Below are 13171 nucleotides of genomic sequence, written 5' to 3'. Positions count from 1 at the left end.
GAGTCATGCCACAAGGCATCGAAGCCACCTTTCACCGCAAGCATAAGGCGGGTGAAGTTACGGAGTTTGTTGAAGTAGGTCGAGTCGTTGAAAACTCAGGCTTAGCAGCAAAACGTGACACAAAAGAAAAGAAAGAATACGGCCAGCAGTCAAGTTGGCGTTTATACGAACCGGGTAAACGTGATCCCGGCGAATTAACTATCGGCATTAAATGGCACGCTTCTCAAGAAAATGAGCAAGCCAAAGCCATGTATGAAGAGTTTGAGAGCGCGGAGGATGATGACGCAATCAATGAGTATGAAATTCATTATCCAGTTGCAGGCAATAAAAAGCGCTCATTTAAAGCCATTATCACAGCCATTGAAGAACCTGTACCAGATGATGAAGACATGGTGCAAAAGTTTAAATTTAAACTAACAGGACCAATCGTAAAAGGTGTGTGGGCATAATGATCAAAAGTAAAGACGCATTTTTAAAAGCTGCATCAATCAAAACCAGTACTGTCAAAGTTGGTGATGATGAAATGCAAGTTACGGAGTTAGATGCTCAGGGTCGCACCATTGTGCTTGATTTGCTCAATAACATCATTAAGCTACAGAAAAAAGGTGAAGCAAAAAGCCATCACTACACCAGTTTAAACATTTCTATTGTTGCTTATGGTTTACGCAATGAAGATGGCAGTTATATGTTTAAGTTGAGTGAAAAGGAAGATTGTGACGCGCTTCGAAACTTGAGTGATGAGGTGTTGATAGCATTGCACCGAGAAATCTGTCTACTTAGCGGTTTGGAAAGCTTTTTTGGCGAAAAAAAGTAAACAGACTGGCTGATTTACCCTACCGAAAAGCCGCTATGAGTGTAGCGGCTAAATTCGGTATTTGGGACGTCGATACATGGCTTGAGTCTATTCCATCCAGTTTATTGGGTGATTGGCTTGAATACTTTGAGTTAGAGCCACAGCTTGATTTTAAAGTATTTGATTTACATATGTCGCAACTCAGCGCCATTGTCGTCAACAGCAGCGGCCATGCCAGTCGCAACCTTAAAGCCGCAGACTTTTCTTTAATTCCACCCAAACCAAAAACACCAGAGCAATTACTCGCAGAGTTAGATAGTTTAGGGCTGTAATATGTCTACAAAATCAGTGCAAGACTTAATCGTCAAAATCAAAAGTGATGGTGATCAATTTGCCGCAGGCATAAGTGCGGCCACAGGCCAAGCCAAAAAGTTTGCCAGAGAAACCGAACAAGAGTTTGCGCGTACTGAAAGCTCAATGATTGCGTTGCGTGGTGCAATTGCTGGCATTGGCTTAGGCATTGCCGCAGCGGGTGTGGGCTTAGGTAGCTTGGTTGCCAGCACCGCATCGTCAGTGGCCGATATGGACCGGATGGCGCAGTCGCTTGATGTGAATACCACCCGCTTTGATAAGCTCAGCTTTGCAGCGAGTCAATATGGTGTAAATCAAGAGGAGTTCGGTCAGCTTTTATCTGATACAAGCGAGCGAATTACCGAGCTTGTTACCATCGGCAGTGGTGAAGCCGTTGATATGTTCGAGCAGCTTAATATCAGCGTTGATGAGTTCAAAGGCTTAAAGCCAGATGAAATGTTCATCAAAATGTTTGAGGCGCTCAGTACAGTTAATTCAGCGCAAGAGCGAAACCTCTATCTTCAGCAAATTGGTGGTGATGCAGGCCAAGCGCTTAGCGTGATTGCAGAAGATGGTGCAGCTAATTTTTTAGAGTTAGCTGAAAGCATGGACGAATATGGTGGCGCACTTAGCGAGTCAGCCATCAAAGAGTCTAAAGAGCTTGATCTTAAATTAAAGCAGCTCAGTGACACGGGCAGCATAACATTGCGTAACTCGCTTGTAGCACTGACACCCGTTGTCAGTGATATAGCTGATTACTTTGCGGATTGGTCCAAAGAAGTCACACACATTTTTGACACCATGCGCGATGAGCCGTTAACCGAACTCGGTTTGGCGCAAAAAATCACAGAAGACAAGGCCGCACTTGAGCAACTTAACAAAGAGCTGGCGTTATTCAGTGAGAAAAAGTACGGCTATAGCTTAGGGATAGGTAATATTTATGAGTATATCCCTGCTATCAATATGTTTGATCAATTCAGTGATAACTTTGATGAAGCAAAAACCAAGCACAAAATCTTTTCGACCTACTCAGGCACATTTGAAGAAGTCCGAAAGAAGATCACCGCTGATATTGATGTTATCAACAAGCGCCTGCAAGACAACCAGAATAACCTAGCAAGGCTCACAGGCGTTTATACGCCAGAAAATAAGCCGCCAGAGCTAGATAACACAGATACAGAAGTTAAATCGCAAGGTGGTCAAGATGCGGTCGGTACCGGCTTTGTCAAACCCGTTGGTTTTAGTAATGAGCAGCTAGCTGATATTGATAAAAACCTTGAGCGTGTTCGCTCAGCGTTAGCGACTGAATTTGACATTGAGCAACAAGCTTATGCGCAGCGTATAACATGGCTAAAACAAGCCAAAGACGCAGAGCGTATTAGCAAAGATGAGTTCAATGCGTTAGAGCTTGATGCAGAATTGACGCACCTAGAGCGCATTGGTCAGATTGCTGTTGATGAAGAAGCTAAACGCGCCCAGCAATTAAACGAAATACGCCAGCGAGAAGATCAAGAACGTCGAGATAGATGGGATCAAGAGCTTGCTGAGCTTGAGGGTTTTCATAATCGCAAAGCAGCACTCGAAGCCGCGCACGAAGACAGAAAACGTAGTGTTTCGCTTAAAGGTACAGGCCAATACGGCCAGATGGTGCAGCAGTTCGTTGAAGTAGACCGCGCCAGTGGTTTGCAGCGTGTTGCTCTTGCCGCCAACATTGGCAAGCAGCTCACAGGCGAAGCCGCCAAGCACTCTAAAAAAGCCTTTAGGCTTAATCAGATTGTGTCGGCGGGTCAGGCAATGGTTAGCACCTTTTTAGCCGCCTCCAAAGCGCTAGAACTAGGTCCTATTGCTGGTCCAATTGCTGCAGCGGGTATCACCGCTATGGGTATGATGAACGTCATGGCTATTAAGAACCAGCCAATGCCGCAAGGTATTGCGCATGGCGGTCTGGGTTATGTGCGTGATGATGCGACCTACTTTTTGCAGCGTGGCGAGTCGGTGTTATCACCCAAGCAAAACGTAGAAGTCAGCAAAGCCGCTGAAAAAATCAACACAGGCGCAGCCAGTGCATGCACAACCGTGATCTTAAACTTGTATGAAGATGCCAGCAAAGCAGGTCAATACTCACAGCGTCAAGTTGACGACCAGCACATCATTGATCTGTGTGTTGCGAATATCAATTACCAAGGCGAAATAGCACAAACGATGGAAATGCATTATCCAGACTTGCAGCGCCAAGGAAGATAAACATGATTGCATATCCAAGAGAGCTGCCTTATCCACAGCTTGACACGCTTAACTATAAGCAGCGCAAAAACATACTCGAAACCGAGATGGCAAGCGGCTATGCGAGGCGACGACCGATAAATCAATCAGTGCCAACTATCATGACCGCAACGTGGAAATTATCCGCCAATAAAGCGGTGATATTTGAAGCGTTTGTTGCAAAAGGGCTGAATGTACTCAGTCCTTTTTTATTGAAAATCCCCACACCAAGAGGCCTAGTTGAGCATGAAGTGCGCTTTAAAACATCGCCGTTTGAAAGCTACAAACCGCTTGAAAATGATAAGTGGCAGTATCAAGCCAACATTGAGGTTAGGCGCTATCAAATCGCCAGTGAGGAACAGGCAGCCACAGCGATGGCAAGGCCAAATGATTTTGAGGGCTTTGTTGGTGAGGTCTCTACATTAATTAATAGTTTTGTGGAATCTTAAATAAATGAGTGAATTTTTTAAAGTAGTTGAAGATTTAAAAACCAGCACAGCAAGCTTAAAAGAGTTGCTAACAGCTGATGAAAATACAGATGTCTCAGTCGGTGAAAGTCTAGCGCCAAGTATTGCCAAAAGAGTAAAAACCCAGCTGGATAACAGTGTTCAGCTTGTACTTGATTCGGCGGCTGATGTGGATGCAGTAAAGTATGCTGACGCTGCATCTGGCCTAGCAGCAACTAACATCGGTCAATATTTTTGCGTTGTTAGTGATAACGAAAATGTGTACTTGGACTTATATCTGCACGACGTAAACAGTGTTGCCACTTTAAAAAAGCGTTACCCAAGCGCTGAAGCAGTAAAAAAAATTGATGGGGCAATTAGTAATTTGACGCTTACAACTGTAGCTGGGGGGTTTGCTGGAGCTATTGAAGTAAATTTTAAAGAGCGCACTTTAGATGTGCTCAGAAGCTTTACCGTTTTTACAGGATCTGGTGCACATAGAACCATCAACCCTCAGTCACTAGACCTGTCAGTAATTCCGGTTTCTGAGGAGGGTTATGCTCACTACATTTACATTGACTCTGAGAGTGCAAAAATAAAAGTGGGAACCCCAAACACTAACGCCCCTCAACTCTCAGATTTGGTGCTTGGAGTACTTTTTCTAGATCATGTTTATGGAAACAACCGCAGTTTATTTAATTTAATTGATTCAGCAGGTAATAATCATGGAGTCGCAGGTCTGAATGGCAACCCAGCTCCCTCTTATGGTTATTACGGTCATCGATTGGAATGCAACTGGATAAATAAAGCGGTTACAATTTCAGATACAACTGGCATGATGTCAAACGGACAGAATATAGGCATCCCATCACAAACACTTCATTTTTCTGATTTTCCCACGACAGTCAACCCTAATCACAGCTATCTCGTGCTTACATATGCGCGTATCGCGTCAGGCGTTAATTATGTTACACAAAGCAAGCTTAAATTGTACAGTTACGATTCACACGCAGTTACATCTCAAAAAATACCAGCAAGCGAATCGTTGGTCGCAGTGTTTAGTAGGCATGGGCAGTGTTGGAGCGCACTGAATATGCCGCCAGTGAACATTAGCGACAACTTGAACAACAAGCGAGGCATAACCACATCTGGCTCATCTTTTGGTACAACTCAATCTATACTGATTAACCCTGAAAAACTCACTATCAATCTCAAAGATAAGGAGATAAGTGTGGAGGACGGTTGTTATGTGGGCATTAATCCCAATGATTTAAATAACAATCGTGGATACAAAACCCTTAAGCCGCAAACAACATCGTTTGCAGACGGCAATCTAGCATACCTGCAAGTAATATGGTACGACTGGCTAAATGAGCGACTACATATGACTGACGCGACAATTTTTGTCGCAGCGTCTTATGCGGTGATTATCGGATTTCTACAGGGGACTCGACTTAGCTGGATGGGGCAAAGCGGGCCTACGCCCAATTTGATTGATGGGAGTGGCGGTCTTGTAGATTTAAAAAGCCCAAATGATTTTGATGAGTATGAAAATAGATTACTAGTACCTGCGCGTTTATTTTTTGTCGAAGATGTTGAGCTTCCCATTTTCACTCGTTCGCTGTTTGCACAATACAAGCAATCATCACTGGATGAAATGAACGTGTTCCTTACCCCTTCAGATGAGGCCAAGCTCACCAGAGGGGCTAAGCATTATCTGAATTTAAGGTCTGATCGTTACCTTCTCTCACAAGAGGTCGGCAAAAATGGGGAAATTGCTTCAGTACGGATGACGCACACATCAAACCCTAACGCTCGTTATCATTGTGATTTTATAGTTAGCAGTGCGCCACGAGATAAGCTCAGAGGTCAAGCTAAGCGAGCACTGTTGATCGGTGACTCATTGACAGAGGTCGGTATGTCAAAAGCACTGAAAGATAAAATGCAGCGAGAGTACGATTGCAGTATAGATGTCGTTGGAACTTACTCTAGCACACACACCGAAGGGGTTAGAAGTGAAGGGAGAGGGTATTGGAGTTACCGCTCGTTTATCGGTAAGTGCAATTTTACTGGAGCGCGCCATAGTATCCCGCAATCGGGTGTGTCAATAACGGGGAAATGGCAAAATCCATTTCTGCGAATTGCAACAAGTGAAGATCTGATGCAAAAACCTGATTTTTGCTTTGCGTTCACAGGTAGCGTCAAAGAAAAAAGCTATGCAGACGATCCAAACTTGGGTGCTTATTACATTTTTGATTTTGCGCATTACCTTCAGTCTCATAGCGTTGATATACCAGACTTTTTGACAATCGCACTGTCAACGAATGATATAAATTTACATCGTGATGAGTACACTCAGGATGAGCGAATGTTTTTCATGGAGCAAGGCTTGCATCACATGCTCTCATCAATTAAGAAAGTCGTACCAAATTGCAAAATAGGGGTTGTTCCGGCCCCTATGTCAGCAGCTAGTCAAGCTGGATTTGAACGGTGGAAAACCGAGACCGCCATATGGATTGAGAAGTGCCATGAGATATGCATGAATCACGGAGTTGACTTTTTACCAGTTTATTTGCACATGCCTCGTGATTACTCTAATCCATGGGGATCTACGGTTCGAATTGGCGACTCAATGATGAGTAAATCATCATTATCAGATTGGGTTCACTTTGACGAAAATGGGCGTGATTTGTATTGCAATGTTACTTCAGCGTGGATAATGAATAGGGCCTGATATGAGTGAAGCGTTAGAAATACTTTACGCCAGCGCACCTGTCAACGACCTACCTATTCATACACTCACATTAATCTCTGAGGCCCTTGGCGCAATTTATTTGTGCCAAGGCCATGATGACCTGCAATTAACGCTAGAAACAGGCGAGACCGTGACGTTTACCGCGTGTGGTTTTGCCGTGTCCTTGCCGCCAAAAAGCACTAAAGGCCATCAAGACTTACAGTTTCAGTTAGATAATGTGACGGGTGAGGTGTTGATGCGGTGTAATGTGGCGATTGAAGCGGGGGATAAGGTCCGAGCGGTTTACCGCGTTTATCGTGCCAGAGACTTAACCGAGCCCGCTCACGCTCCGCTTGTATTTACAACGGAGCAATTGCAAGCTACACGCCGCAGTGTGCAGGTGGTAGCAAGTTTTGGTGATCTGGTAAATAAAGCATTCCCAAAAGCACGGTTTACACCATCCACAGCACCGGGACTAAAGTACGTTTAAGCATGGATTTAAATCAATATTTACAAGTGCCGTATGTGGACGGTGGCCGTGACCTTGCTGGTTGGGATTGCTGGGGCAAAGTGCGATGGATTGGACACCATGACTTTGCTTATCCGCTGTTTGAAAGTTTTGGTCATGTTCACCCCGACGACAAGCAATCACTGCATAACAGCTTTGAACAAATCCAATACGAGTTTGACCCATGCCAGCCAAAGGCAGGCGCAATTGCGTGCTTATTTAGACGCGGTGTGCTGGTCCATGTGGGTATTTGTGTTGAAGTTGGCGGTTTGCTGCAAGTTATCCATACCAGTCGCCAATACGGCGCAGAAATCATAAAACGGCGTGACTTTGAGCGCCTAGCGTTAGTGACCAAGTATTATGCTTATAGAGACAAATAAATCTGTATCAATCAACGTCTATCCAAATAAACTAGATACGTCTATTTATGAGCCATGCACAGGCTTTGTTGGTCAGACATTGAAGCAATGGCTCATTGCCAATGTACCGTCGTATGATGCGCAGCTACCACCGCCTTTCAGTGTGATGATTAACGGCCAGTCATTACAGCCAGCGCAATGGCTTAACTATGCGCTATGTGAGCATGATACGGTTAGCATTACGGTCGAACCAAAAGATCCTGCGACTATCACATTAGCAGTTATAGCCATAGTTGCCGTCGGCACGGCCATCTATGCAATGAGCCAAATTCCTGACAATTACAGCTCAACCACGCCGGATGGATCAAGCATTTATGACGCCAACGTACAAGGAAACCGAGCGCGTTTAATGGGCGTTGTGCCTGAGATTTTTGGCACGCATAACTATTATCCGAGTTACCTAGCACCACCGCGAAGAGAATACAAAAACAACGAACAGTATTTGTATTTGTTTATGTGTATCGGCGTGGGCGAATATGACTTGCCAGCAGAATTGATCAAAATTGGTGAAACGCCAATCAATCGCTATGGCGCTGATGTAAATTGTCAAGTATTCGGACCTAATGAACTGGTCACAGGTCATGAAGCGCACCGCAACGTCTATACATCAAAAGAGGTGGGCGGCAGCGCAGGCCAACAAGGTTTTGAGCTAAAAGGCAAGATTGGCAGCTCTGGTGGCAGTAGTAGCCCCCGGAAGTGGTCATTTAGTGGTAAAAGAATAACAAGTGTAACCACTCAGTTTGATGGGGGTAATGAGCCAAAAATTATAAAAACTATCCCGCCTTTTGAAATTGATGAAATTTTAAATGTATCAGGTACAAATAGCGGTCAGAATGACGGTTTGTACCGCTTAGTTTCAAAATCTATTGATGGCAGCTCGCTGCAAAAAGTAAATGCACAATATGAGGATGATGATAGCTGGACAGGCTTTGTGCTAGAGTCCCACTCATCGGCAATCATTACGCTTGAAAATGGCAGTGGTGACGGTGAGTTCGTCGGTGCGTTTTTTGCAATCCCAGAGGGTGAGAAAACCAAAAAACTATGGTTAGATTTTAAATTGCCACGGGGCTTGGGTGAGCTAGATGATAATGGCAACATTACAAATAAAACCGTTGAGCTGTTAATTGAGTACAGAGACGAGGACGCAAGCACTTGGCAGCAGCACACAAAAACATTCAGCAATGCGACTAATGACGAACTGGCCGAAACGATACAAATCATATTAAGTACAGAAATGAGGCCCGAGGTGCGCGTTAAACGTGTGACACAGGCGTATGATGATACTCGCGTTTATGACACCGTTTTTTGGACGCAGTTAAAAGCCGAATTGCCAACGCATAGCCGCTACCCTGATTGGACCACCATCGCGCTCGAAATCAGAGGTAACAATGCACTGGCTGGCAGCGCTGAAAATAAACTGAATGTAACCGCGACACGCAAACTGCCAATGTACGAAAATGGCGTATGGACCACGCCAAAAGCCACTAATGACATTGCACCGGCTTTTGCGTATGCGATTAAAAAAGTTGGTCATACAGATGAGCAAATCGGTCTTGAAGAACTTGCCGCCTTGCATACCACTTGGCGCAATCGAGGTGATGAATTTAATGCCGTATTTGAAAGTGACAGCACGTTATTTGCGGCATTAAAGCGCATTTTAGCGTGTGGCTTTGCCGAGCCGACCATTGATTATGGTCAAATCATCCCTGTACGTGACCAGCCACGCACTCAGTATCAACATACGTATACGCCAGATAACTACATCGGTGAGCTTAAACGCACCATTAAGCTGCTTGATGATGACGAACACGATGGCGTCGAAGTCGAATATTTTGATCCTGTGACGTGGAAGCCTGCCACCGTAATGTGCTTACTTGCAGGCGACCAAGGCATAAACCCCGAAAAAATCCGTGCGTTTGGTATTACCAGCAGAGACAAAGCCTATCAACACGGCATGCGTAAACGTCGAGAGCGCCGCTATAGACGTACTCGGTTTGAGTGGAAAACTGAAATGGATGCGTTTAATAGTCGTTATCTTGATTATTGCGCTGTTGCTGATGACATACCCGGTTACGAACAAAGTGGTCGTGTTGAGTACGCAATAGGTCGCACCTTGCACTTAAACAACGCACCACAATGGCAATCTGGTCAAAGTCATGTTATTGCACTCAGAAAGCCAAACGGACGCTTGAGCGGTCCATACGCAGCCACAAAAGGTGTAAATGCTAATGAGGTCGTCATAAACCAAGACTTAGACTTTGTGCCTACATTTGATGGTAGATTTGAGTCGCCATTCTATATGTTTGGTGTGAGCGGGAGGTGGTGCAATAGTATATTAATTAAAGAAGTGAAGCCCAGCGGAACCAGTAGTGCCAGTGTCGTGGCGCTTTTAGATGACCCTAGAGTTTATGCGGATGATAATTCTAGCGCCCCCGACTAGCTATGGTGGTGCTTAAATTGAGGGCGGGCGCATTGTTGGTGCAGCGCCCGATCTGCCGTATTCAGAATTAGAGGTTTAAATAAATCCTACCGCTGAAATGTCGTAAACTGTGAATATTTACGTATTCCAACATTTAAACCACTTGATTAATCAAGTAGCTGATTGACTTTTTTAGTTAATGAATCAAGCTTGTTCATCACTGTTTTGTTTGGATTCGGCAACACCTGATATTCAATAACGTAAGGCTTATTAATATCATTTTGGTTTTCTGCAAATTTTTGTTTTACAAATGAATCCCAATGCTTGTTCACCAAAATTTTATAAGCCATATGATAATTACTTCTGTATAACCTGAGCGCTTCCTTTATGTCTTTGCCATAAATTTCAATTTCATAATCGTACAGCTCCGCTTCCCCTTTGACCTCACTATCTAATTTGAAGTCAAAATGCTCTAAGTTATAGTCAATGTCTAACCCATTCTTTTTAGCTTCTTCTTTCACCAAATCAACACGCAGCAATTCATGCTCATCTGATTCGCTATATTTGCCACTGAAACTAATTTCCATATAATTATTTAGCCAATCTATTTTCTGCTGCTTGGTTTGCCACGGCATCTGATTGCTATTACCAGTGATAAAATCGCCGTTAGAAAGCTTCACTTTTACTTCGCATTCGTTCAGTGGTTGGTTCTTACCGTCATATTCAATCCACTCACTATTAACTAGCTTGGTGACTTTTTTGTCTAACGCATCAACCTTTCTAATTAATGTTGAAATTAAGGACTCTAAATCACCATTTAACGGCTGTTTTTCTTCTCTCTTAGGGGTGGCTTTATTCTTTTTCACTAGCTCTTTTCTAGCTTTGATTAAATCGCCAACTCTGCGCCTGACCTGATCTGCGCTGCAATCATTGTTTTCAGCAATCGCTTTATAACTCAGTGCTGAAACAGTTGTTTGCATGTTTACATATTCTGTTAACGATGCTGTTAAATCACTCATGCAAGACCCCCTGATATTTTCCAATTATTAGAAAATTCGATTTTCAAAGTTAATTTAATTGATTCATATAACGTGTCATTTCGCTGCCAATCCATTGACCTACTGGTCTAGGTACACCGTTCCCGATCTGCTTATAAGCAGAGGTGTTAGATACGGGAAACTTGAAACCATCATTAAGCCCCTGTAGGCGCGCAAACTCTCTAACCGAGTAGGGCCTTACACCCATTGGAAAGCGTTTATCTACGACCAAACGAGTTGATTTATCTTTGGCGTAATGTGCAACGCATGTAGGCGCTATATCACCTTTATCTGGATCGCTAATGATGGGTAAATCACGGTACTCGCCATTCATGCGTGCAGTAATAGCTTTTGGTAATGTGACTTGAGGATCACTCTCTAATACAGCTGATAGCGGCAGTTGCTTTGTGTTTGCTGGTGGGCGAATTGAAAAGCTACGCCTTGTGCCGACTATAATTAACCGATCTCGTCTTTGTGGTAGCCACGTAGTCGCTTTAATTGGGCAAAACACTTGTACATAGTAATCTGGCATTTTCGTCATTGCTTCCATTACTAGCGGAAAGGCTCTCATGCCAGGCACATTTTCAACTACATAAAACTCGGGTCTGGCAATGGCTAGGTGCCGCAATGCGTGTAAGAAAAGCTCATCGCCTGTACGTGTGCCGTGAATGTCGGCAATGGTTGAGTATTTAGTACATGGATAAGTGAATACCATGCCGTGGCAAGTGTCTTGCTCTAGTACCAGCTCTTCAGCTATATCACAGTGTTTAATGTGATCACCAAAGTTGTGCTCGTAGGTTTTCACGGCCTCTTTGTCTAACTCAAATGCCTGATTGATATTAATACCTGCATCTAATAAGCCGCTATCAAATAGCCCCGCACCACAAAAATAACTGTTAACTGAAATGTTCATACCTATTCCCTTTAAATCATCTTTGACTTAATATGTGGATTATAATTAATCATCTTTGATTTAATGTCAAATCATTTATGATTTAATTTAAGTCTTTTTTGATTTAACTTTTAGATCACTCTATGATTCGAGCAATAACGGGGAATATATGGCGAGCGAAATGCCAAAAAAGAAAGAAACAGACAGGCGGCATATAGAGGCTGGACTCTCTGTATTGACAAGTTTAAAAGGCGAAGCTAGCAACAGGGTTTTGTTTCGTCAGGTTTATGGATGTGAACCTGATAGTCAGAGTGAATTAAATACTTTTAGTAACCGGCTTCAACCTGGAAGGGGTAACCCCGGGCTCGACTTTTTGGGGAAGTTTGTAGAGGCTTATCCAGAGTTGGCCTCTATGTCATTGGGAGAGTTTTTCAAAATAGAAAAAGAGTAAATTGTGAAACATTTATTGATAGCATCTGCTTTTTTAAGTAGTGCTGTACTTTCAAGTGACGGCTTAAGCATTCCTGAAAAAACATTAAAGTATGAGGCTGATTTTGTGGAGTTTCACTGTCGTGGTGAAATTGAACATCGGCTGCCCGACAAAACACGCATTGATTGTCTAAACGATGAATATGCTATTGAGTATGATTTTGCTAAAAAGTGGGCCGAAGCGATAGGGCAGTCATTATATTATTCAGCAATGACGGGTAAAAAGGCAGGTATTGTTTTAATCGTAAACTCAAAAACAAAAGAACGCTACCTGCGGCGTATTGAAAAAACCATTGAAGACAAAGAGCTAGATGTTACAGTATGGACAGTTAATCAGGGCGATCACAACCCGCCTAAAAAGTTTATGTGAAGGAGTTTGAATTGAAAAAAGTAGCTATTACCGCAATCCTATTTGCAATGAGTATTTGTCAAGCACACGCCAACAGCGGTGGAATTATCATTTACCCTGCTTAAGGGTATTGGTATTTATTAAAGGATTAACTATGAAATATATTTTTTAACTATCTTGATGTTTTTGTTTGCAGCATCCGCTAGTGCTGCAGGTAGTGGTGATGGAGCTTGGCCTAAACACAAAACAAGCTTATGCGGCTCTGGACCAGGTAGCATTCCAGATCCACCTAAAGTGGTTTAAGAAAGGCGCAGAGGGTTATCAATTCTCTGCGCTAACTTAACCGCTGTAATATGCACAACGGAGAAACATTTTTAAACCTAACCGCCAAATCAGGCTCATCTTTATATTATCAAACTGATACTTACGTTTGAAGTAACAAAAGGGGTAGATTTTTATTTTTAATGCTCCC

General features: G+C 43.4%; 13 protein-coding genes. 11 read left to right on the top strand and 2 right to left on the bottom strand.

The window, feature by feature from the left end:
• Positions 1–5 precede the first annotated feature (5 nt).
• The 9 genes from L1077_RS21580 to L1077_RS21540 are packed head-to-tail and all read left to right on the top strand — an operon-like array spanning position 6 to position 9953.
• Entirely contained in the window at positions 6–449 is a 444-nt protein-coding gene (locus tag L1077_RS21580) for a phage tail tube protein (RefSeq protein WP_237138941.1), read from the top strand.
• Positions 449–814: a hypothetical protein gene (locus L1077_RS21575; protein ID WP_237138940.1), complete on the top strand. Its 366-nt coding sequence runs from the start codon at positions 449–451 to the stop codon at positions 812–814. Before L1077_RS21580 ends, L1077_RS21575 begins: the two co-directional genes overlap by 1 nt.
• Before the next feature lie 35 nt (positions 815–849).
• Positions 850–1125, top strand: a complete 276-nt coding sequence (locus tag L1077_RS21570; protein WP_237138939.1) for a phage tail assembly protein T — start codon at positions 850–852, stop codon at positions 1123–1125.
• A 1-nt stretch (position 1126) separates the two neighbouring features.
• Positions 1127–3388 (top strand): hypothetical protein, encoded by a 2262-nt coding sequence (locus tag L1077_RS21565; RefSeq protein ID WP_237138938.1) that lies wholly within the window; start codon positions 1127–1129, stop codon positions 3386–3388.
• A gap of 2 nt (positions 3389–3390) precedes the next feature.
• Positions 3391–3855: a hypothetical protein gene (locus tag L1077_RS21560; RefSeq protein ID WP_237138937.1), complete on the top strand. Its 465-nt coding sequence runs from the start codon at positions 3391–3393 to the stop codon at positions 3853–3855.
• 4 nt (positions 3856–3859) lie between these two features.
• Positions 3860–6586 (top strand): SGNH/GDSL hydrolase family protein, encoded by a 2727-nt coding sequence (locus tag L1077_RS21555; protein WP_237138936.1) that lies wholly within the window; start codon positions 3860–3862, stop codon positions 6584–6586.
• 1 nt (position 6587) lies between these two features.
• Entirely contained in the window at positions 6588–7076 is a 489-nt protein-coding gene (locus L1077_RS21550) for a DUF1833 family protein (protein ID WP_237138935.1), read from the top strand.
• Between the two features lie 2 nt (positions 7077–7078).
• Positions 7079–7474 (top strand): hypothetical protein, encoded by a 396-nt coding sequence (locus L1077_RS21545; RefSeq protein ID WP_237138934.1) that lies wholly within the window; start codon positions 7079–7081, stop codon positions 7472–7474.
• The gene (locus L1077_RS21540; RefSeq protein WP_237138933.1) at positions 7455–9953 is read left to right on the top strand and encodes a host specificity factor TipJ family phage tail protein; all 2499 of its coding nucleotides are present in this window, start codon (positions 7455–7457) and stop codon (positions 9951–9953) included. The genes L1077_RS21545 and L1077_RS21540 overlap by 20 nt, the downstream gene beginning before the upstream one ends.
• Positions 9954–10099: 146 nt before the next feature.
• Here the strand turns inward: L1077_RS21540 and L1077_RS21535 are convergent, their stop codons facing one another.
• Complete coding sequence (locus L1077_RS21535) at positions 10100–10951, bottom strand: hypothetical protein (RefSeq protein ID WP_237138932.1); 852 nt, start codon at positions 10949–10951, stop codon at positions 10100–10102.
• A 49-nt stretch (positions 10952–11000) separates the two neighbouring features.
• On the bottom strand, positions 11001–11882 hold the full coding sequence (locus L1077_RS21530; protein WP_237138931.1) for a DNA cytosine methyltransferase: 882 nt from the start codon (positions 11880–11882) through the stop codon (positions 11001–11003).
• A gap of 160 nt (positions 11883–12042) precedes the next feature.
• On the opposite strand from L1077_RS21530, the gene L1077_RS21525 reads away from it, so the two are divergent.
• Positions 12043–12312: a hypothetical protein gene (locus L1077_RS21525; RefSeq protein WP_237138930.1), complete on the top strand. Its 270-nt coding sequence runs from the start codon at positions 12043–12045 to the stop codon at positions 12310–12312.
• Positions 12313–12315: 3 nt separating this feature from the next.
• On the top strand, positions 12316–12720 hold the full coding sequence (locus L1077_RS21520) for a hypothetical protein (RefSeq protein ID WP_237138929.1): 405 nt from the start codon (positions 12316–12318) through the stop codon (positions 12718–12720).
• The last annotated feature ends 451 nt before the right edge of the window (positions 12721–13171 follow it).

This window comes from Pseudoalteromonas luteoviolacea (genome assembly GCF_021654285.1).
GTDB classification, from domain to species: Bacteria; Pseudomonadota; Gammaproteobacteria; order Enterobacterales; family Alteromonadaceae; genus Pseudoalteromonas; species Pseudoalteromonas luteoviolacea_J.
The sequence above is the reverse complement of the archived record's forward strand: the minus strand, read 5'-3'. Positions and strand labels throughout refer to the sequence as shown.